The 20,612-nt window shown below is 70.5% G+C and carries 18 protein-coding genes and 1 riboswitch; of the genes, 13 read left to right on the top strand and 5 right to left on the bottom strand.

The features are described 5' to 3' along the window. Positions 1-3: 3 nt before the first annotated feature. From ACFYY8_RS28665 to ACFYY8_RS28655, 3 genes are all read right to left on the bottom strand, one after another. Positions 4-1,071, bottom strand: a complete 1,068-nt coding sequence (locus ACFYY8_RS28665; RefSeq protein WP_390046154.1) for an acyltransferase family protein — start codon at positions 1,069-1,071, stop codon at positions 4-6. 397 nt (positions 1,072-1,468) lie between these two features. Beyond that, positions 1,469-2,476 carry an NAD-dependent epimerase/dehydratase family protein gene (locus ACFYY8_RS28660; protein WP_390046152.1) on the bottom strand — a complete coding sequence of 336 codons (1,008 nt, stop codon included), beginning with the start codon at positions 2,474-2,476 and terminating at the stop codon, positions 1,469-1,471. Between the two features lie 65 nt (positions 2,477-2,541). Continuing rightward, positions 2,542-3,558, bottom strand: coding sequence for an SAM-dependent methyltransferase (locus tag ACFYY8_RS28655; protein WP_390046150.1), 1,017 nt, complete (start codon positions 3,556-3,558; stop codon positions 2,542-2,544). Positions 3,559-3,755: 197 nt separating this feature from the next. Between ACFYY8_RS28655 and ACFYY8_RS28650 the strand changes: the two genes are divergently transcribed. The 12 genes from ACFYY8_RS28650 to ACFYY8_RS28595 all read left to right on the top strand — a co-directional run bounded on the left by ACFYY8_RS28650 (position 3,756) and on the right by ACFYY8_RS28595 (position 17,641). Beyond that, positions 3,756-4,646 carry a Rossmann-like and DUF2520 domain-containing protein gene (locus tag ACFYY8_RS28650; RefSeq protein ID WP_390046148.1) on the top strand — a complete coding sequence of 297 codons (891 nt, stop codon included), beginning with the start codon at positions 3,756-3,758 and terminating at the stop codon, positions 4,644-4,646. Further along, positions 4,637-5,482 carry a pantoate--beta-alanine ligase gene (panC, locus tag ACFYY8_RS28645; protein ID WP_390046146.1) on the top strand — a complete coding sequence of 282 codons (846 nt, stop codon included), beginning with the start codon at positions 4,637-4,639 and terminating at the stop codon, positions 5,480-5,482. The genes ACFYY8_RS28650 and panC overlap by 10 nt, the downstream gene beginning before the upstream one ends. Before the next feature lie 95 nt (positions 5,483-5,577). Next, positions 5,578-6,003, top strand: coding sequence for an aspartate 1-decarboxylase (gene panD / locus ACFYY8_RS28640; RefSeq protein ID WP_390046143.1), 426 nt, complete (start codon positions 5,578-5,580; stop codon positions 6,001-6,003). 101 nt (positions 6,004-6,104) lie between these two features. Next, positions 6,105-6,842, top strand: coding sequence for an ABC transporter ATP-binding protein (locus tag ACFYY8_RS28635; protein WP_390046141.1), 738 nt, complete (start codon positions 6,105-6,107; stop codon positions 6,840-6,842). Next, complete coding sequence (locus tag ACFYY8_RS28630) at positions 6,836-9,295, top strand: FtsX-like permease family protein (protein ID WP_390046139.1); 2,460 nt, start codon at positions 6,836-6,838, stop codon at positions 9,293-9,295. Before ACFYY8_RS28635 ends, ACFYY8_RS28630 begins: the two co-directional genes overlap by 7 nt. Positions 9,296-9,495: 200 nt before the next feature. Continuing rightward, positions 9,496-10,299, top strand: coding sequence for an ArsR/SmtB family transcription factor (locus ACFYY8_RS28625; protein ID WP_390046136.1), 804 nt, complete (start codon positions 9,496-9,498; stop codon positions 10,297-10,299). Between the two features lie 33 nt (positions 10,300-10,332). After that, positions 10,333-10,854 carry a hypothetical protein gene (locus tag ACFYY8_RS28620; RefSeq protein WP_390046134.1) on the top strand — a complete coding sequence of 174 codons (522 nt, stop codon included), beginning with the start codon at positions 10,333-10,335 and terminating at the stop codon, positions 10,852-10,854. A 120-nt stretch (positions 10,855-10,974) separates the two neighbouring features. Next, entirely contained in the window at positions 10,975-11,766 is a 792-nt protein-coding gene (locus ACFYY8_RS28615) for an SDR family NAD(P)-dependent oxidoreductase (RefSeq protein WP_390046132.1), read from the top strand. A 111-nt stretch (positions 11,767-11,877) separates the two neighbouring features. Further along, on the top strand, positions 11,878-14,418 hold the full coding sequence (locus tag ACFYY8_RS28610; protein ID WP_390046130.1) for an L-aspartate oxidase: 2,541 nt from the start codon (positions 11,878-11,880) through the stop codon (positions 14,416-14,418). Then, the gene (locus ACFYY8_RS28605) at positions 14,418-15,200 is read left to right on the top strand and encodes a type III pantothenate kinase (RefSeq protein WP_352014107.1); all 783 of its coding nucleotides are present in this window, start codon (positions 14,418-14,420) and stop codon (positions 15,198-15,200) included. Before ACFYY8_RS28610 ends, ACFYY8_RS28605 begins: the two co-directional genes overlap by 1 nt. A gap of 111 nt (positions 15,201-15,311) precedes the next feature. Continuing rightward, positions 15,312-16,769, top strand: coding sequence for a bifunctional lysylphosphatidylglycerol synthetase/lysine--tRNA ligase LysX (lysX, locus tag ACFYY8_RS28600; RefSeq protein ID WP_390046457.1), 1,458 nt, complete (start codon positions 15,312-15,314; stop codon positions 16,767-16,769). A gap of 623 nt (positions 16,770-17,392) precedes the next feature. Further along, complete coding sequence (locus ACFYY8_RS28595) at positions 17,393-17,641, top strand: LuxR family transcriptional regulator (protein WP_386188844.1); 249 nt, start codon at positions 17,393-17,395, stop codon at positions 17,639-17,641. 160 nt (positions 17,642-17,801) lie between these two features. On the opposite strand, the gene ACFYY8_RS28590 is transcribed toward ACFYY8_RS28595, so the two are convergent. Continuing rightward, positions 17,802-18,851, bottom strand: a complete 1,050-nt coding sequence (locus ACFYY8_RS28590; protein ID WP_390046127.1) for an NlpC/P60 family protein — start codon at positions 18,849-18,851, stop codon at positions 17,802-17,804. Between the two features lie 5 nt (positions 18,852-18,856). Beyond that, positions 18,857-19,007, bottom strand: a riboswitch (cyclic di-AMP (ydaO/yuaA leader). A gap of 334 nt (positions 19,008-19,341) precedes the next feature. On the opposite strand from ACFYY8_RS28590, the gene ACFYY8_RS28585 reads away from it, so the two are divergent. Further along, complete coding sequence (locus tag ACFYY8_RS28585; RefSeq protein ID WP_390046125.1) at positions 19,342-19,977, top strand: amino-acid N-acetyltransferase; 636 nt, start codon at positions 19,342-19,344, stop codon at positions 19,975-19,977. A 267-nt stretch (positions 19,978-20,244) separates the two neighbouring features. On the opposite strand, the gene ACFYY8_RS28580 is transcribed toward ACFYY8_RS28585, so the two are convergent. Next, positions 20,245-20,612, bottom strand: a 368-nt coding sequence (locus ACFYY8_RS28580; protein ID WP_390046123.1) for a hypothetical protein, incomplete at its 5' end; no start/stop codon positions are given.

Below are 20,612 nucleotides of genomic sequence, written 5' to 3'. Positions count from 1 at the left end.
GTCTCACGCGGCCCCTGGGCGCCCGCCTGACAGCAGGCGCTCGGCGGGCCGCTCGACGAGGCGGTGCAGCGCCCAGGCCAGCAGTACGGCCAGCGGCAGTGCCGTCAACGTCACCAGGAGCGCGTGCGCCGGGACACGCCCGAGCACCCGGTTGACCAGGCTGATCGTCGGCTGGTGCACCAGGTAGAAGGCAAAGGAGATCTCCCCGAGCCAGACCAGGACGGGCAGGCGCAGCGGCGAACGCGTTTCGCGCACGTCGGCCGTCGCGGCGGCGGCGATCAGCACGGCGAACGGGCCCGCCATCCACGCCACCCAGCCCGCGCGCTGCCAGACCAGCGGGACGGTCGCGTAGGCGGCCAGGACCAGGATCACGGCCGTGGGCAGGCCGGGTCCCCGCCAGCGGCCTTCCTTGACCATCAGCGCCACGGTCATGCCGAGTGCGAACTCCAGCGCCCTGGTCACCGGGAAGATCCAGACGAACCAGTAACCGATGCTTTCCGACATCGAGAAGCTGACAAACGGGACCACCCATGTCCCGGCCCACAAACCCGCCGAGGTCAGCAGGAGCCGGTTTCCTGGAATGCGCCGGAGAAGCGGCAGTAGAAGCGGAAAAGCCGCATAAAACGCCATTTCACAGGAGAGTGACCAGGAAGGGGTGTTGCCGCCAAAGTAATAGGTTTCGTCCGGTACCCAGGCCTGAAGGAGGAAAAAGCCGCTCGCGGCCGGTCCGGGCGCCACGGCGCGTCCCGCCACGGTCAACAGGGCCAGGACGGCGATCCAGGTGACCATGTGGCTCGGGACGATCCTGGCGGCACGCCGCCGCCAGAACGCCCACGCCCTGTCTCCGGGCCTGGACGACCAGGTCAGCACCATGCCGGACAGCACGAAGAAGAACGGCACCCCGGAGGAACCCGCGGAGAAGACCGCCCCGAGAAAACGCTGCGTTCCGGGGTCGTCCGTTATGCCGCCGGTGAACAGATGAAAACCGAAAACAGCAAATGCTGCGAACCACCTCAATCCCGTCAGAGAGGGGAGGCGGGGGGCTTTTTCCCTGGACGCGGGAGGAGCCATGGTCTCTTCCACGTGAACCTCGTCACGGTCGCTGTCGGCCGACGCCGTGGACCGGCATGGCGGGGGTCACACCAAGTAGAACGATCCAGACAATAGCGAACAGCCGCGACCTCCACGATCCCCGTTTTCAGGGAACAGGGGTGACCGCTTGTTTCCGAAGCTCATGGAGTTATGTTTCAGGTTCAATCATTTGTTTCGGGCCTGCGGCGACCGGCCCCCGGCCGCCGGAGGAACCGGTCACCTGGTCGCCGCACGCCCCGGTCGCCGAGGGAACGCCGCCGGGGAGCCGCCGCCGTACGGCCCCCGGAAGCCGGGAAGCCGCCGGAAACCGCGCCAAGGGAACGCCGCCGGGGCCGGGAGCCGCCCGCCGTACACGCGCAGCCGGGGGAACCGTGTGTCAGGCCAGGCCGTCGAGAACCTTGGCCTCCTTGGCCGGGTCGAGGCCGACCGAGGGGCGGTCGGCCCTGAGCGCCGGGTCGCCCTCCACTTTGAGCCACTCCCAGGTGTCGGCGACCGTCTCCCGCACCGGGCGGCAGACGAGCCCCGCCCCGTGGGCGGCCGAGACGTCCCCGTCGTGCAGGCCGTCCTCCTCGCCGCCCTCGGGCAACCAGACCGGCAGCTCGGTCCACGCGGCGATGCCCGCCTCCTCGATCACCTCGGCGGGGGCCCAGACCAGTTCGGCGTCGGAGCCGGTCACCCTGATGATCTCGTCGAGCAGCTCGCCCATGGTGGCGTGCCCGGGGTGGCTGACCGTGTTGAAGGCGCCGCCGACACCCCGTTGCGCCGCCCCGAGCATCCAGATCGCGATGTCCCTGGCGTCGATGTACTGCAGCGGACGGCCCGGCCTGCCCGGCGCCAGCACCCGGCCGCCCCGCTCGACGCGGCGCAGCCACCAGGGCAGCCGCCCGAGGTTCTCGTAGGGGCCGATCACCAGCCCGGCGCGGGCGAGCAGGGCGCGCTCGCCGAAGACACGCAGGACGGCCAGCTCGCCGCCGCGCTTGGCCTCCGCGTAGTCGTCGGCCGACTCCGCGTCGGGGTCGCTCTCGACCACCTGGGCGCTCTCGTCGGCCCCCGGTGGGATCGGCCAGCTGTGGACCGACCTGCTGGACACATATCCGTAGTGGCCGACCCGCCCGTCCAGCAGCCCGCACGCCTCCGCGACGACCTTCGGCGCGCCGCTCCAGGTGTCGACGACCGCGTCCCACTCACGACCGTCAAGGGCCGCGCGCAGCGCCTCGCGGTCGGTCCTGTCCGCGACGAGCGTCTCGACGTCCGCCCCCGCCGTCCCCGGTGGGAGGGGACTTCTGCCCCGGTTGACGATGGTGACCTCGTCACCCCGTCGCACCGCCTCCTCGACGACGGCCCGGCCGACGAAATGTGTGCCACCCAATACAAGAAGCCTCATGCCGACCATCCTCATCTCGCCCGCCCCGCCACCCCAGGGAATTCACCGTCGGCGTAGCCGTACGGTCAGGATCGTGACTGGCGCAGCCAGCCGAAGGCGCCGAGGCCGTGGGGGTCGATCAGCTCCGCCTCAAGGGAGGCCCGTGACAGGGCGCGCAGATAGCCGACCGGGTCCCAGCCGGCCAGGTCGAGGGACGGGCGGGCACCGGTGACGCCCAGGGCGCGCAGGGCCTCCCGCTGGGTGGTCAACGTCGTCGTGACCGCCCCCACCCCCTCGCCCGCCGCCGCGCAGGCGTCCAGCGCGACGTGCGCGGTGATGTCACATGACCCGTCGGGGACCGGGGCCACGGCCGCGCCGCCACGGTAACCGGCGAGCGAGCCGTACGGCGGGCGGGCGCCCAGCCGGTGCGCGTAGTCGACGGCGACGGCCCGGCCGCGCGCCAGCCGTACGATCACCGAGGCCCAGGCCTCGTCGCGGGGCCTGCCGATCTCGGCGCGTTCGCCGACGGGGCCGAGCGGCCACCAGCGGTCGAGCCAGGCCAGGTCGGCCTCCTCCGGGGTGTCGCCGAGTTGTTCCGCGCCGTCCGAGGGGTCGACCATGACCAGCCGGGGGCCGTCGGACGTCTGTTCGACCACGTCGAGGGGAACGTTGTCGAGCCACTCGTTGGCGATCACCAGCCCCTCGACCCCCTCGGGCACCACCGGTTCCCAGCCGATCTCCTCGGGCAGGTCGGGGGGCCGGGGAGCGACGTCCACGCAGGTCACCCGTAGCCGGGAACGGAGTTCCTGCGGCGCCAGGGCCAGCACGCCGACCGCCAGGGCGCCCTCGCCCGCGCCGACGTCCACCAGGTCGAGCGGTCCGGAGGGCCCGGCCAGTTCGGCCAGTTCGCGCAGCACGGCCCCCGCCAGGACGGCCGAGGTCCCGGCCGTGGCGCTGACCGCGGCACCGACTGGGGCACCGGCCGTGGCACCGACCGCGGCGCTGACCGAGGTCCGGAAGTGGGCGGAAGGTCGTTCGCGCAGATAGAAGCCGTTTTCGCCGTAGAGCGCCCGCTGTGTCGCGGCGCGCCAGGTGAGCCACACGATCCCCGACGCTACAGGGACGCCCCCCTCGGTGAGAAAGCCTGCGACAAGAGGAGAAAAGCGGCCCGGCCCGGGGCAGACCTGGGACAGGACCGCCGCCGCTTTCGGACACGTGCCTTCGCGCAGCCGGGTGGGGCAGGCCCGTTACGCTGGTCAACTGGGCATGGAGCCCCAATCTTGTCGAAGGACGGGACGTCATGGACGCAGTCGATCGCCCGGCGCGGCTGGCCGTCGGAGTGATTGGAGCAGGCCGGGTCGGCTCGGCGCTCGGCGCCGCGCTGGCACGCGCCGGACACCGGGTCGTCGCCGCCAGCGGCGTCTCCGATTCCTCCAGGGAACGGGCCGTGGAACGGCTGGGCGTCACACCGTCCCGGCCGGAGGACGTGGTGGCCACGTCGGACCTCATCCTCGTGACGGTCCCCGACGACGTCCTGCCCGACCTGGTCTCCGGGCTGGCGGGCACCGGCGCCGCCTTCCAGGGCAAGCTCGTGGCCCACACCAGCGGCGCGTACGGCCTGGCCGTACTGAACCCCGCGATCAGGGCGGGAGCCCTCCCCCTGGCCCTGCACCCGGTGATGACCTTCACCGGCAGGGAGGACGACCTGCGCCGCCTGACCGGCATCTCGTACGGCGTGACCGCCCCCGACATGCTCAGGCCCGTGGCGGAGGCGCTGGTCATCGAGATGGAGGGCGAGCCGGTCTGGATCGCCGACGACGACAGGCCGCTCTACCATGCGGCCCTGGCGGGCGCCGCCAACCACATGGTCACGCTGATCGCCGAGTCCTCCGAGCTGCTCGAACGCGTCGGTGTCGAACAGCCGGGCCGGATGCTCGGGCCGCTGCTCGGGGCCGCGCTGGAGAACGTGCTGCGTCTGGGCATCTCCGGGCTGACCGGTCCCGTGGTGCGCGGCGACGCAGGGACGGTCCGCAAGCACGTGGACGCCCTGATCCTCGCGGCACCCGAGGCCGCGGATGCCTACGTCGCCCTCGCTAGGCTCACCGCGGACCGCGCGCTGGCGGCCGGGCTGCTCAAGCCCGAGGCCGCCGAGCGCCTCCTCGACGCCCTGGGAGGGAACATATGGACGTGATCGTGGCCGGTGACCGCGCCGGGCTGGTCAAGGCGAAGCACAGCCTGGGGATCGGCGCGTCCGGGGCGACGCTGGCGCTGGTGCCGACCATGGGCGCGCTGCACGAGGGCCACCGCTCACTGATCCGGCTGGCCCGTGAGCAGGCCGACCACGTCGCGGTGAGCGTCTTCGTCAACCCCCTCCAGTTCGGGCCGAACGAGGATTTCTCCCGCTATCCCCGGACGTTCGACGTCGACCTGGAGACCTGCGCGGACGAGGGCGTGAGCATCGTCTTCGCCCCCTCGGCCGACGACATGTACGCCCAGGACCGGCAGGTCTCGGTGTCCTCCGGGCGGATGGGCACGATCGTCGAGGGAGCGTTCAGACCCGGTCACTTCGACGGCGTGCTGACCGTGGTGCTCAAGCTGTTCAACCTGGTCCAGCCGGACATCGCGATCTTCGGGCGCAAGGACGCCCAGCAGCTGGCCATGATCCGCCGGATGGTCGCCGACCTCGACGTGCCCGTCTCCGTCGTGGGCGCGCCGACCGTCCGTGAGGCGGACGGCCTGGCGCTGTCCAGCAGGAACCGCTACCTGTCCACGCACGAGCGGCACACCGCGCTCTCCCTGTCCCGCGCCCTGTTCACCGGGGCCCGAGGCCGTACGCCCGCCGAGGTCCTGGCCGATTCGCGGGCGGTGCTCGACGCCGAGCCCGGGGTCGAGCTCGACTATCTGGTGCTGGTCGACCCGGCGACCTTCACCGAGGTCGGCGACGACCACCGGGGCCCGGCCGTCCTCGCCGTGGCCGCCAGGGTCGGCACGACCAGGCTCATCGACAACGTCACAGTCACCCTCTGACTCCCCCTGGGCCGTGCGTTCGGCGTCGGATATATTCCGCGCAGGCGCGCACGCCGCCCGGCGGCGCGACCGACCGAGCGAGAGGTGATCGACGCATGCTCCGCACCATGCTCACATCCAAGATCCACCGGGCCACCGTCACCCAGGCCGATCTGCACTATGTGGGGTCGGTGACCATCGACGAGGACCTCCTCGACGCGGCCGGTCTGCTTTCCGGGGAGCAGGTCCACATCGTGGACATCGACAACGGCGCGAGGCTGGTGACCTACACGATCGCGGGTCCCAGGGGTTCGGGGGTCATCGGCATCAACGGCGCCGCCGCCCATCTCGTCCATCCGGGCGACCTGGTGATCATCATCGGGTACGGTCAGCTCGACGACGCCGAGGCCAGGGTCTTCCAGCCGAGGATCGTGCACGTCGACCGGGAGAACCGGATCGTCGACCTCGGTCACGACCCTGCCGGGGCCCCCGAAGGCCTGCTGCGCGGGGACGAGATCCACAGGGCGGCCGTAGGGGGGTAATCCCTACCATCGGTTGGGTAGCTCACTGGCTCGTTTCCCTGTTGTCCGAATTCATAGCGTTGCTCCTGCAAGGCAGTGAATTCGAAGACGGGGGACGACAGGTGTCGACGCACGCGGTGCGCCTCAACGCGGTGACCAAGACATACGGCAGGAAGGTGCACGCGCTACGCGGCGTCACGGTCGACCTGCCCCGGGGCGGCTTCACCGCCGTCATGGGGCCGTCGGGCTCGGGCAAGAGCACCTTCCTGCACTGCGCGGCCGGACTGGACACGCCCACCTCGGGTACGGTCCACATCGGCGACGCCGAACTGTCGCAGATGAACGAGACCCAGCTCACCGAGCTGCGCCGGGACAGGGCGGGCTTCGTCTTCCAGGCGTTCAACCTGATCCCCTCGCTCACCGTGACCGACAACGTCCTGCTGCCGTTCCGGCTCGCGGGCACCAGGCCGGACCACGCCTGGGTGGCCGAGGTGCTCGGCCGGGTCGGGCTCGGCGACCGCGCCGGGCACCGCCCCTCCCAGCTCTCCGGCGGCCAGCAGCAGCGGGTGGCCATCGCCCGCGCCCTGGTCACCAGGCCCGAGGTGGTCTTCGCCGACGAGCCGACGGGCGCGCTGGACACCCAGACCGCCGCCGAGGTGCTCACCCTGCTCCGCCAGGTGGTGAACACCACCGGCCAGACCATGGTGATGGTCACCCACGACCCGGTCGCCGCCTCCTACGCCGACCGGGTGCTGTTCCTCGCCGAAGGCACGCTCGTCGACGAGATGTACGCCGCGGGACCCGACGCCATCGCGGGCCGCATGGCCTCGCTCGGCCGCCTGAGGGCCGTGCCGTGCTGAAGCTCGCCTTCGCCACCTCGCGTGGCCGCGCGATCTCCCTCGTCGGATCGTTCCTCGCGCTGTTCTTCGCGGTCGTCCTGGTCGTCTCGTGCGGGTTGCTCCTGGAGAGCGGTGTGCGCGCCAGGATCCCCACCGAACGCTACGGCGCCGCCCCGGTCGTGGTGGCCGGGCAGCAGAAGATCACCTTCGTGAAGGGCGAGGCCGACATGGGCCTGCCGCTCTCCGAGCCGGTCGCGATCCCCGCGACCCTCGCCGAGAAGATCGGCAAGGTGCCCGGTGTCACCGGGGTCGTGGCCGAGACCGCCTTCCCGGTCGGCCTGACCGGCACCGAGGGCCGGGTGGTCGGCCGTTCCTGGGAGTCGGCGGGGCTCACGCCGTACCGGCTGGTCAAGGGGCGTGCGCCCGCCACGGCCGGAGAGGTCGTCACCGACGTCACGCTCGGCAGGAAGGTGGGCGAGAAGGTCGGCGTCGCCGGCAGGGACGGCCTCCGCGAGTACGTCGTGACCGGTGTCGCCGGTCCCGGCCTCACCCGGCAGCCGTCGGTCTTCTTCACCGGGGAACGCGCCGGGGAACTGTTCGCCAGGCCGGGGAAGGTGTCGGCCTTCGGGGTGTTCGGCACCGGTGACGGGCTGGCCGACCGGGTCGAACAGGCGCTCGGCGACTCCGTGGCCGTCTACTCCGGCGACCAGCGGGGCCTGGCCGAGACCCCCTCGGCGCACGAGGGCCGGGAGATGCTCATCGGGCTCGGCGGCAGCCTCATCGGCATCGTCGTCATGGTGGCGGTGCTGGTGGTCTCCGGTGCCTTCGGCCTGGCCGTACGGCAGCGCGACCGGGAGATCGCCCTGCTGCGGGCGGTCGGCGCCACCCCCAAGCAGGTCCGCGCCATGATCGGCAGGCAGGCGCTGGTCGTCGCCGGGGCGGCCATTCTGCCCGCGCTGCCGCTCGGGGTCGTGCTGGGGACGTGGATGTTCGGCCAGTTCCTGGCCCGGGGCATGGTGCCCGAGGGGTTCGCCCCGGTCGTCGGCCCCATCCCGCTGCTCGCGGCCGCGGCCCTCGGGCTGCTCACCGCCTGGCTGGCCGCCCGCGGAGCCGTACGGCGGGCCGCGAGCATCAAGCCGACCGAGGCCCTGGGCGAGGCCATGGCCGAACGCAGGGAGCTCGGCAGGGGCCGCATGATCGCCGGGCTGGTCTTCCTCGGCATGGGCGTGGCCGCCTCCGGCCTGTCCATGGTGGCCGCGGGGGAGACGGCCGCGATGAGCGCGAGCGCGATCGTGCTCCTGCTGATCACCGCCGCCTCCCTCCTCGGTCCCTGGCTGGTACGGCTCGCCGCGACCCTGGCCGGTGGCCTGGTCAGGCGGACCTCACCGGTCGGCGGCTACCTGGCCGTCGCCAACACCAGGACCGCGGCCAAGCGGCTGGCCTCGGTCGCCAGCCCGCTCATCCTGATGTTCGCCTTCACCTCGACCACCCTGTTCGCCCAGGCGACCGTGGGGCACGCGACCACCACGCAGGCGATCGAGGGCAACCGCGCCGACTACGTCCTTGAGGCGAGCCCCGGGCTGTCCCCCGAGGTCGCCAAGGCCGCCCGTTCCCTGCCCGGTGTCACGGGCGTCACCGAGACGATCAGGACCCAGGTGCTCGCCGACACGGTCGAGCTGGGCGAACGCACGTTCAAGCCGATGGGGGCCGTCGGCCTGACCGTCCCCGCGCACGGCATCGACCTCGGGGTCACCTCAGGCTCCCTGGACGGGCTGCGCGACGACGGCGTCGCGTTGAGCAGGCTGGCCGCCGACGGCTTCGGCGCCACGGTCGGGCAGAAGGTCCGGCTGCTGCTCGGCGACGGCACCCGCCTGACCCGCACCGTCGTGGCCGTCTACGAACGCGGCCTGGGGTACGGCGAGGTCGCCCTGCCGTACCAGGTGGTCCGCGACCACTCGGAGACCGGGATGGCCGAGCGCCTCTACGTCACCGGTGGCTCGAAGGAGCGGCTCGCCGCGCTGGCCCCCGGCCTGACCGTCCTCGACCGGGACGGCGCGGGCGCCGCGGTCAACGCCGTCCAGGAGTTCAGCGACTGGGCCAACCTCCTGGTGGTCGGGATGATCATCGTGTTCATCGCGATCTCGGTGGTCAACACGCTGGTGACGGCCACCGGCGCCCGGGTGCGGGAGTTCGCGCTGCTGCGCCTGGTCGGGGGGACCCGGCGGCAGGTGCGCGGGATGGTCCGCTGGGAGGCGCTGTTGGTCGGCGGCCTCGCGGTGGTCGCGGGAACCCTGATCACGGCGCCGACCCTGATGGCGCTCAGCTACGGGATCACGGGGTCGCCGCTGCCGCACGTGCCGTACCTGACGTACGCGGCGATAGCGGCCATCACCCTGGGTCTTGCCTACGCCGCGACCCTCGCCCCGACCCGGACCGCCCTGCAGGGCCACCCCGCCACCCAGATCCGCACCTGATCCTCCTCGGGGTTTCCGGCATACGGGAACGAGCTGCCCGGCCGTCTCTCTCACGAGACGGCCGGGCACCGGCCTTCACCGGCGGTTTCCGCCCTCGGACGGCTCCGGTCACGAGGCGTCCCAAGCCCACGGTGCCCGGCTGAACGGGTGTTCGAGGCCGTGCTTGACGTTATGCAGGCAAATACCTGCATAATTGGGCCGTGAAGCCCGAAGCGACAGAGATGGACCTGGCGTTCAAGGCGCTGGCCGACTCCACCCGGCGGCTCCTGCTCGACAGGCTGCGTGAGCACAACGGTCAGACGCTGCGCGAGCTGTGTGAGTGTCTGGACATGGCACGCCAGTCGGCGACCCAGCACCTCGACATCCTTCAGCGGGCCAACCTCGTCACGGTCGTACGGCGTGGCAGGGAGCGGCTTCACTACCTCAACCCGGTGCCGATCCACGAGATCGAGCAGCGGTGGATCTCAGGGTTCGAACAACCGCGCCTACGGGCGATAGCCGCCATAAAAGACAGGGCAGAGGAGTACGCCATGACTGACGAATCCACATCCATGCCGAGCTATGTCTACGTCACCTACATCCGCGCGACGGCGGAGCAGGTGTGGCGGGCGCTGACGGACGCGGATCTGACGGCGCGTTACTGGTACCACGCCAACGTCTCGGACTGGCTGCCCGGTTCGACCTGGGAGCACCGGCGCCTCGACGGATCGGACACCGTCGCGGTCGTCGGCGAGGTGCTTGAGGCCGAACCCCCGAAGCGCCTGGTCATCACCTTCGAGGACAAGCCCGGTGCCGACCGGGAGGCGTCGGTCGTCACCTTCGTCATCGAACCGCACCAGGACATCGTCCGTCTGACCGTGACCCACGAGAAGCTCCCCGACCGGGAGATGTACCACGGCATCACGCACGGCTGGCCCGCCGTGCTGGCCGGGCTCAAGACCCTGCTCGAAACCGGCGAGGCCCTCCCGCAGGCTCCGTGGGACATGCCCCGGCTGGAGGTCTGACCCCCGTACTTCCGGACCCATCAGGAGGAAGAGATGCTCGACACGACCCCGCTCGGAGACGCCTGCCGTGACCTGCTCGAAGCCGCGGCCACGGTCGCGGACTCCGGCATGAAGCCCGTTCCGCCACCTGATGAATGGGGCGCCGAGCAGATCCTGGCGCACGTCGTCATCGTCAACGCCGTCACCCTCGCCACCATCTCCGACGTCGCGGCGGGAGTGGACGCGACCTACGACAACCGTGCGGCGCTCTACACCTGGAACCTCGACCGCGTCATCGCGCTCTCCGGTGGTGACGCCGGGCTCCGGGAGCGCATCCGGCTCCAGGGGGAGGCCCTGTGCGCGCTCGCCGGGTCCACGCTGAGCGACGCGGAACTCGACACGCAGGTGCCCACCCTTCTGCTGTCCAACGGCACGGTCCTCGTCGACCAGCCCATGCCGCTGAGGGTCCTCCTCAAGGGCCTCGCGGAGGTGGAGATCCCCGGCCACACCCGGCAACTCCTGGCCCTGCTGCCCGACCACGCCTTCCGTACGGCGGAGACGGCCCTGAGCGCCTGATCCCCCGGCGACAGGCGACCCGTCGGGGGCGGGTCGCCTCTTTCGGGCCACACGCGGTCGATAAAACCGACAAATGCCCCTTTAGTCTCATAAATAGGGACTAGTTGATCGGGGGAGCGGATGGACCGTCTCAAGGGGAAGGTCGCGCTGGTCACCGGGGCGGGCAGCGGCATCGGCCGCGCCGCCGCGCTGCTGATGGGCGCGCAGGGCGCCCGGGTCGCGGTGGCGGACCGCGACGGACAGGCCGCCAGGGAGACGGCCGACATGATCGACGGTGGTCTCGCGGTGTCGGTCGACGTCATGGACGAGGGCTCCGTGGCCGCGATGGTCGGCGCCACGGTCGCCGAGTTCGGCCGCCTGGACGTGCTCTGCAACCACGTCGGCGGCACGGATCCGCGCACCGACCTGGACCTGCTGCGGCTGGACATGGCCGAGTTCGACCGGGCCGTCGCCCTCAACGTGCGCAGCACCCTGCTGGGCTGCCGGTACGCGCTTCCCCACATGATCGAGGCCGGTGGCGGCTCGATCGTCAACACCGCCTCGGTGGCCGGACTGGTCGGGGACGTCCTGCAGATCTCCTACGGCGCCGTGAAGGCGGCCGTCATCAACCTCACCAAGTCGATCGCCGTGCAGTACGGCCCGCACCGCGTGCGCTGCAACGCCGTGGCGCCGGGGGCGGTGGTCACCCCGGCGTTGCTGGACAACCTCCCGAGGAACGTCGTGGACGACCTCCGGCGCCTCAACGCCCTGCCCTACCTCGGCACCCCCGAGGACATCGGCCACGTCATGGTCTTCCTGGCCTCCGACGAGTCGCGCTACCTGACCGGGCAGGTCCTCGTCGTCGACGGCGGCATGACCACCCAGTCCCCGGCCGCCCCGGGCCGCCGCGAGATGCTCCCCCCGGCCACCTGAGAACGGGACGACCGAAAAGGGGGGACCCGGGGAACAAGGGCTTTCGGGAGGGCGTTATCGTCACATTGACGAAATAGAGATGCCTCTAGCGATCCCCACAAGGAGGCGGCAGTGACGATCCCAGCCATTCCCCTGAAGTTGACCGCGCCCCCACCGGGCTGGACGGTCGAGGCCGACGTCGTCGTGGTCGGCTCAGGCGTAGCGGGGCTGACCCTCGCGCTGCGCGCCGTCGCGCTCGACCCCGGTGCGAAGGTCCTGGTCGTCACCAAGGACGTGCTCTCGGCGGGTTCGACGCGCTGGGCCCAGGGCGGCATCGCCGCCGTGCTCGACCCGGCAGACACCCCGGAGGAACACCTTTCGGACACCCTCGTCGCCGGCGTCGGCCTGTGCGACGAGGAGGCCGTACGCGTCCTGGTCACCGAGGGGCCGGGCGCGCTGCGCGAGCTGATCGCGACCGGCGCCAGGTTCGACACCGACGAGACGGGCGAACTGCAGCTCACCAGGGAGGGCGGCCACCGCCGCGACCGCATCGTGCACGCCGGTGGTGACGCGACCGGGGCCGAGGTACAGCGGGCGCTGACCAAGGCCGTCAGCGAGTCGTCCATCCAGGTCATCGAGCACGCCCTGGTGCTCGACCTGCTCAAGGACGCCGAAGGCCGGGCCGCCGGGGTGACCCTGCACGTCATGGGAGAGGGCGAACGCGACGGCGTCGGCGCCATCAGGGCCCGCGCCGTGGTGCTGGCCACCGGAGGCATGGGCCAGGTCTACGCCGCGACCACCAACCCCGTCGTCTCGACCGGGGACGGCGTCGCGCTCGCGCTGCGGGCCGGGGCCGTGGTCAGGGACCTGGAGTTCGTCCAGTTCCACCCGACCGTCCTCTGGCTCGGTCAAGACTCGACCGGCCAGCAGCCGCTGATCTCCGAGGCGGTCAGGGGCGAGGGCGCCGTCCTGATCGACGCCGAGGGCGTCCGCTTCATGCAGGGCGTCCACGAACTGGCCGACCTGGCCCCCCGCGACGTCGTGGCCAAGGCGATCACGCAGCGGATGCGTGAGACCGGCGCCGACCACATGTATCTCGACGCCAGGCACTTCGGCGCGGAGAAGTGGCGCACCCGCTTCCCGACGATCCTCGCGGTCTGCCTCGAACACGGGATCGACCCGGTCACCCAGCCCATCCCCATCGCCCCGGCCTCCCACTACGCCAGCGGAGGCGTCAGGACCGACCTGCGGGGCCGTACCAGCGTGCCCGGCCTGTACGCCTGCGGCGAGGTCTCCTGCACCGGGGTGCACGGCGCCAACCGGCTGGCCTCGAACTCCCTGCTCGAAGGCCTGGTTTTCGCCCGCCGCATCGCCGACGACGTCCACGCCGAGCGCGCCGCACGGCCCGCGCCCGGTGAGCCCGTCGACGACGGACGCCAGGAAGGGCTGATCGACCCCAGGGCCAGGCCCAGGATCCAGGGGCACATGAGCATGGGCGCGGGGGTGCTGCGCAGCGGAGCCTCCCTGGGCGAGGCCGCCAAGGCGCTGCTGAACGTCCGGTGGACCCCGGTCGCGGTCGAGCCGTGCACGGAGTCGTGGGAGACCACGAACCTGCTGACGGTCGCCTCCGCGCTGGTCGCCGCGGCCCGCGACCGGGAGGAGACCCGCGGGTCGCACTGGCGTGAGGACTTCGCCGGACGGAACGATGAATGGTGGCTCGGGCACCTCGACGTGACCCTGACAGCGGAGGGAACGACCATGACATATGTGCCGCACGGACGAGGCTCCGACGCCCTGCCGCCGCGGGTCGAGGCGGCCCTGGCCGAGATGGGCGTCGAACCGGCCGAGGTCGCGGCGCTGATCGAGGTCGCCGTGGCGGAGGACCTCCAGGAGGCCGGTGACGTCACCAGCCTCGCCACGATCCCCGAGGGGCTGACCGCCACCGCCGACGTGGTCGCCAGGGCCGACGGCGTCGTCGCCGGGCTGGCCGTGGCCGAAGGGGTGTTCGCCCGTGTGGGCGGGAGCCGCCTGACGGTCGAGCGCGTGGCCAAGGACGGCGAGCGGGTGGCGCGGGGCGACGTGCTGATGACGGTCTCCGGCCCGGCCCGCGACCTGCTCACGGCCGAGCGCACGGCGCTCAACCTGCTCACCCACCTGTCCGGAGTGGCCACCCTGACCAGCCGGTGGGTGCGGGCCGTCGAGGGCACGGGCGCGCGGATCAGGGACAGCCGCAAGACGCTTCCCGGGATGCGGGCGCTGGAGAAGTACGCGGTGCGCTGCGGCGGCGGCGTCAACCACCGCATGTCCCTTTCGGACGCCGCGTTGATCAAGGACAACCACGTGGTGGCCGCGGGCGGGGTGGCCGAGGCCTTCCGCGCGGTCAAGGACGCCTACCCGGAGTTGCCGATCGAGGTCGAGGTGGACAGGATCGACCAGATCGAGCCGGTCCTCACCGAAGGGGCGGAGGAGGTCCTGCTGGACAACTTCACCGTCGAGGAGCTGTCGCGGGCCGTACGGCTGGTCGCGGGCAGGGCACGGCTTGAGGCCAGCGGCGGGTTGACCTTGGAATCGGCTCGTGACGTAGCCGAAACAGGGGTTGACTATCTTGCCGTTGGCGCGCTCACCCACTCGGCGCCGGCCCTTGACATCGCCTTGGACCTTCGGGGGAACTGATGCTGCTCGCCATCGATGTCGGTAACACCCATACCGTCCTCGGCCTTTTCGAGGGCGAGGAGGTCATCGAGCACTGGCGGATCGCCACCGACGCCCGGCGCACCGCCGATGAGATCGCGGTCGTGCTGCAGGGGTTGCTCGGGCAGTCGCCGCTGCTCAAGGGCACCGACGTCGACGGCATCGTGCTCTGCTCGACCGTGCCGTCCGTGCTCAACGAGATGCGGGAGATGTGCCGCCGCTACTACGGCGACGTCACCGCCGTGATCGTCGAGCCGGGCATCCGCACCGGGGTCCCGGTCAGGATGGACAACCCGAAGGAGGTCGGCAGCGACCGGATCGTCAACGCCCTGGCCGCCATCCAGCTGTACGGCGGGCCGTGCGTCATCGTCGACTTCGGCACCGCCACCTCCTTCGACGCGGTCTCGGCCAAGGGCGAGTACGTCGGGGCGGTCACGGCCCCCGGCATCGAGATCTCGGTGGACGCGCTGGCCGCGGCCGGGGCGCAGTTGCACAAGGTCGAGCTGATCCGGCCCCGCTCGGTGATCGCCAAGAACACGGTCGAGGCGCTGCAGGCGGGCATCATCTACGGCTTCGCCGGGCAGGTGGACGGCATCGTCGAGCGGATGGCGGCCGAACTGGCCGACGACCCCGACGAGGTCACCGTCGTCGCCACCGGCAGCGCGGCGCCCCTGGTGGTGAGCGAGGCGCGCTCGGTCGACGTGCACGAGCCGTGGCTCACGCTGATCGGCCTGCGGCTCATCTACCACCGCAACACCACCTGAGGCCCGGTCCTCCCTGCGGAGAAAAAGCGGGAAACACCCTCTGGCGGACATCGGTAACCTTGTCCTGTGACCGATGAAGTGACCACCCCAGCCGACGATCTGCCGGAGCAGATGCGCGTGCGCCGGGAGAAGCTCGACCGTCTCCGTTCGGAGGGCGTCGAGCCGTACCCGGTGAACTTCCCGCGCACCGCGACCAACGGCGATGTCCGCGAGAAATACGCCGGCCTCGACGCCGACACCGCGACCGGCGACAGGGTGGGCGTCACCGGTCGGGTCATGCTGTCGCGCACGGGCGGCAAGCTCTGCTTCGCCACGATCCGCGACGGCTCGGCCGACCTCCAGGTGATGATCTCCCTGGACCGGGTCGGCGAGGGGTCCCTGGCGGCGTGGAAGCGCGACGTCGACCTCGGCGACCAGATCGGCGTCGTGGGCGAGGTCATCACCTCCCGCAGGGGCGAGCTTTCGATCCTGGCCGACAGCTGGACGATCACCTCCAAGTGCCTGCGTCCGCTGCCGGACAAGCACGCCGGGCTCACCGACCCCGAGGCGCGGGTCCGCCAGCGCTACGTGGACCTCATCGTCAACGACGAGGCGCGCAAGATGGCCTACACCCGCAGCGCGGTCGTGCGGTCCATCCGTGACTTCTGGCACGAGGAGGGGTTCCTGGAGGTCGAGACGCCGATGCTCCAGCCGATCCACGGCGGGGCGGCGGCCAGGCCGTTCAGGACCCACATCAACGCCTACGACATGGAGCTCTACCTTCGCATCGCGATCGAGCTCTACCTCAAGCGGCTCGTGGTGGGCGGCATCGAGAAGGTCTTCGAGATCAACCGCAACTTCCGCAACGAGGGCGCGGACGCCACCCACAACCCCGAGTTCACGATGATGGAGGCCTACGGCACCTATCTCGACTACAACGGGATAGCCGACCTGACCCAGCGGATGATCCAGCGGGCGGTCGTGGCCGCCCTCGGGCACTCCGTGGTGGTCCACGACGGCCAGGAGATCGATCTGGGGCTGCCGGTGTGGCCGAGGGTCACCGTTTACGGCTCGGTCTCCGAGGCGCTCGGCGAGGAGGTCACGACCGAGACCCCGCTCGACCAGGTCCGTAAGCTCGCCGACGCGCGCGACGTCCAATGGGACGCCAAGTGGGGTCAGGGCAAGCTCGTGCAGGAGCTGTTCGAGGAGCTCGTCGAGCACACCCTCGTCCGGCCCACGTTCGTCATGGACTACCCGCTGGAGACCTCCCCGCTGGCCAGGACGCACCGGGACAACCCGCTGCTGACCGAGAAGTGGGATCTGATCGGGTTCGGCACCGAGCTCGGCACCGGTTACTCGGAGCTGAGCGACCCGATCGAGCAGCGCCGCCGTCTCACCGAGCAGTCCCTGCTCGCCGCGGGCGGCGACCCGGAGGCCATGCAGCTCGATGAGGACTTCCTCACCGCCCTTGAGTACGCCATGCCGCCGACCGGCGGCGTGGGGGTCGGCGTGGACCGCCTGATCATGGCCTTCACCGGTAAGAACATCCGCGAGACCATCCTGTTCCCTCTGGTCAAGCCCACGGGCTGACCCTTCCTTCCCTGCACCGGGCCCGTTGCCCGGCTCCCCTCACGGCGGGCCGGGCGGCGGGCCCGGTCTCGTGTGGGGGTCCGGCGCCCGGTGATTTGATTGGGGCCAAACGGAGGACGGAAACTCTATTTCCAGTGTGTTCGATACCGTACGGTAAACGGCATGTTACGCCAGATTTGCGCCGAATGCCGTAAATCTGGGGCATGGCATCCTCCCATTGCGGGGGGTTTCCAACCACCACGTCAAGGGGTAGTGAGGCGCTCGGCGAAGCACGCGGAAGGGCTCCACTTTTTCCGGCGAAATTCACATATAGGTCATAACCATACGGCCGACCAGCGCCGGGACCGTGGTCGGCGGGGCTCCGGCGAAACCTTGTTCTGCGAGGACGTGGCGCGCGGCGGGTGCCCCCGGCCACGGACCCTGACTTGTCCGTGACTTAACCATAAAGGCGCCGACATATCATGAGTACTTCACGTAGCGACCACTATGTCAACAGCGCGTGCTACCTCTATGAAGAGTGGAACTTGACGACCTTTGAACAAGCCGTTTACCGTTCCTGACGGGCGACACTGATTCCAGACAACTCACGCCTCGATTAGCAGGTGCGGGGGGAGCGACTCCAGATGGCATATCCCGAAGTGGATTCCCGTCGCGGCGACAGCCTCCTGGGCATGGGCGAGGTCGGCCTCACAGATGAGGATCTCGTGCTGCTGGCGGAGCTGGCCAAGGGCGTCACGGTCGACCGGGTCGGACGCCGCCTCGACATCAGCGGAAGAACGGTCCGCCGTAGACTCCGCGGGATCTGCGACCGCATCGGCGTGGCGACGGCCATCGAAGCCGTCGCCTGGGCGGCCCGCAGACGCCTCATCTGAGGCGAGCCCTTACCCGATGCCGTCCCGGACCTCCGCGTACGGCAGGAGCCCCCTGAGGGGCCGCTGCGGCCGTACGCGACCCGGGTGAGTCCTTCCCCGAACCGCCGCCGGCGGTTCGGGGCGGCCCGGCCGCCCGGTTGGTCCGGCCGGCCGAACCGGCTCAGTCGGCGATGCGCACCCCGCCCGCGAAGGGACGGTTGTCGATCGGGGCGATGTGAATGACGTCGCCGGTCTGCGGCGCGTGGACCATGAGGCCCGCGCCGATGTAGATCCCGACGTGGTGCAGGTCGCTGTAGAAGAAGACGAGGTCTCCCGGGCGCAGGTCGCTCCTTGAGGAGATGTGGGTGCCCGCGGTCCACTGGTCGCCCGTGTAGTGCGGCAGGCTGATGCCGACCTTCTGGTAGGCCCACATCACCAGGCCGGAGCAGTCGAAGGAGTTGGGGCCCTCGGCCCCCCACACGTACGGCTTGAGCTGCTGGGTGAGGGCCCAGCGGGCGGCCTCGGCGGCCTTGCCCGAGCCGATGATCGGCACGTTGACCTTGACCCGGCTGCCCCGGCTGCTCCCGGCCTGCGAACGCACCTCGCTGAACAGGTCGCTCTCGACCCGTTTCACCAGCCGCTCGATCTTGGTCCGCCGGTCGCCGAGGTCGGACAGGAGGTCCTTGACCTCGTCGGTGCGGGCCTTGGCGCTTGCCTGCGCGCGCTTAGCGGTCTCGATCGCCTTGCTGACCTGTGCGACCTCCTCGCTCTGCTGCTGCTGGATCGCGTAGTTCGTGGTGGCCTGGTCGAGGAAGGTGTCCGGGTTGGACGACTGGGTGAAGGCCAGCGCCGAGGCGAGCCCACCCGCCATGTAGGTGCTCTGGGCGAGCAGGGTGGCCTTCGTGCGTCGCTCGGCCAGCTGTGACTCACTGACGGCGAGGGTCTTCTTCGCGCTCTCCGCGGCGCGCTGCGCCTGCTTGAGCTTGACCCGCCCGCCGTTGTACTGCTCGGTGAGCGTCTCGATCTCGGTGTGCAGCTTCTCCGCCTGCTTGGCGAGCTCCTGCAGACTCGGCTTCGGCTCCGCGGTCGCGGCGAAGGGGGCGCCGAGGAACAGGGAGGCGAAGGCGAGCCCGGCGATCACCACCTTGTACCGCGGCCTGCGCACCCGGTGTTCTCGATGGCGGGCGTTCCCGCCCGCGCTCTCTCTCCCACGGTTGCGCGTGCGCTTCACCAACAGGCTCCTCTCTCGGCCGCCTACCGGGTTAGCTGACGGGTTCGGGCCGAGGCAGCCCTACCGAGGCGCCGGTGGCACATCGGATTCACCCCGGGGGACGGCTGGAGGGTGGGTCCCCGGTTCCCCGAGTCGGGGATTCGGCGGCGCAGCACTTTACGGGTGCTGACATCGAGGACGGACATTAGTGCAATTGGCGGTTCATGCTCAACCAGAACTGTGAAGCCGGTGGAGCTTTCGCAACTGAAATGTCACGGTCGGGTCACGCAATTTCATGATCGACATATGTGTCGTGCCGGGCGTCCGCCTTTCCCGGCGTCGGGGCGGAGATTCTCGCAGGTCCGGGCCTTTGGGTGGGGCCGGTCGGGGCGAGCTCGCCGGGCGGCCTCCCGGGGCGCGAAGAGGACGGTGGGAGTCATCCGGTGGACCCCGCGAACGAGATAAGGGCAGGCCGTAAACAAGCGGTGACGAGGACGTACTCTGATCAGTCATGGAGCAGGTTGCGCAGCAGTCCCCGGTGCGGGCCGTACCCGGCCGGGACGAGGTTTCCCCGGAGATCCCGGAAGGGGAGCCGGTGGCGGTCTCCGGCGACGTCCCGGGAGGATCGTCGGCGGAGATCACGGTGCGCCGGGCCAGGACGCCGGACGTCCGCGCCATCCGCCGCCTGGTCGACACCTACGCCGGAGCGGGGCCGCGCCTGCTGGAGAAGGCGACCGTCACCCTTTATGAGGACATCCAGGAGTTCTGGGTGGCCGACGTGGCGGGAAAGGTCGTTGGCTGCGGAGCACTGCACGTCCTGTGGGAGGACCTGGCCGAGATTCGCACGGTCGCCGTCGACCCCGACTGCCGGGGTATGGGAATCGGCCACCGGATCGTCTCCCGTCTCATCGGCGTCGCCGGAGACCTCGGACTGCGCAGGGTCTTCTGTCTCACCTTCGAGATCGATTTCTTCGCGAGGCACGGATTCAGGCAGATCCAGGGCACACCCGTCGCGCCGGAGGTCTACGCGGAACTTCTCGCCTCCTATGACGAAGGTGTGGCAGAGTTCCTTGATCTGGAGCACGTCAAGCCGAACACCTTGGGAAACACCCGGATGCTGCTCCATCTGACACCGCGGGGCGACTAGTTTGACCGTGGTGCTGACTGATCGGAAAGGTGACTGTTGTTACCTATGTCGATACGTTGTGCACCAGCAAGCATGTGAGTCTGACATGTGCCACATGCGCAGTCGAAGTGAGGTGACGCGGTGAGCACCGGACAGCCACCGTATCCGCAGGATGATCCCGAGCGCGACCGCACACCGTCGGGGCATCCGCAATACGGACAGAACGCGGGTCGGGCCCCCGGAGAACTCGATCCCGATGTGACAGTCGTGGGATATCGATCGGAGGCCTCACAGCCGAACACCGGCCCTGGGCAGACCCAGCCCGGGTACGGCCAGCAGCAGGGCTACGGCCAGCAGGCCGCCCAGCCCGGCTACGGCCAGGCTGACTACGGTCAGCAGCAGGGCTACGGCCAGCAGGCCGCCCAGCCGGGTTACGGCCAGCAGGGCGGGACGGGTGCCTACGGGCAGCCCGACTACGGCCAGCAGCCTGATTACGGTCAGCAGCAGGGCTACGGCCAGCAGGCCGCCCAGCCCGGCTACGGCCAGCAGGCCGCGCAACCGGGCTACGGCCAGCAGGCCGCCCAGCCGGGTTACGGCCAGCAGGGCGGGACGGGTGCCTACGGGCAGCCCGACTACGGCCAGCAGCCTGATTACGG

The sequence above is a fragment of the Streptosporangium sp. NPDC001559 genome, from assembly GCF_042893955.1.
Classification (GTDB): Bacteria; Actinomycetota; Actinomycetes; order Streptosporangiales; family Streptosporangiaceae; genus Streptosporangium.
Note: the sequence above shows the minus strand (reverse complement) of the source record. Positions and strands in the feature narration are given on the sequence as shown.

Coding starts and splice junctions, on each gene's coding strand:
- lysX (WP_390046457.1), top strand. CDS start 15,312: ATGCGCGTGCGCCGGGAGAAGCTCGACCGTCTCCGTTCGGAGGGCGTC.
- ACFYY8_RS28620 (WP_390046134.1), top strand. CDS start 10,333: ATGCTCGACACGACCCCGCTCGGAGACGCCTGCCGTGACCTGCTCGAA.
- panD (WP_390046143.1), top strand. CDS start 5,578: ATGCTCCGCACCATGCTCACATCCAAGATCCACCGGGCCACCGTCACC.
- ACFYY8_RS28650 (WP_390046148.1), top strand. CDS start 3,756: ATGGACGCAGTCGATCGCCCGGCGCGGCTGGCCGTCGGAGTGATTGGA.
- ACFYY8_RS28660 (WP_390046152.1), bottom strand. CDS start 2,476: ATGAGGCTTCTTGTATTGGGTGGCACACATTTCGTCGGCCGGGCCGTC.
- ACFYY8_RS28585 (WP_390046125.1), top strand. CDS start 19,342: ATGGAGCAGGTTGCGCAGCAGTCCCCGGTGCGGGCCGTACCCGGCCGG.
- ACFYY8_RS28605 (WP_352014107.1), top strand. CDS start 14,418: ATGCTGCTCGCCATCGATGTCGGTAACACCCATACCGTCCTCGGCCTT.
- panC (WP_390046146.1), top strand. CDS start 4,637: ATGGACGTGATCGTGGCCGGTGACCGCGCCGGGCTGGTCAAGGCGAAG.
- ACFYY8_RS28665 (WP_390046154.1), bottom strand. CDS start 1,071: ATGGCTCCTCCCGCGTCCAGGGAAAAAGCCCCCCGCCTCCCCTCTCTG.
- ACFYY8_RS28595 (WP_386188844.1), top strand. CDS start 17,393: ATGGCATATCCCGAAGTGGATTCCCGTCGCGGCGACAGCCTCCTGGGC.
- ACFYY8_RS28615 (WP_390046132.1), top strand. CDS start 10,975: ATGGACCGTCTCAAGGGGAAGGTCGCGCTGGTCACCGGGGCGGGCAGC.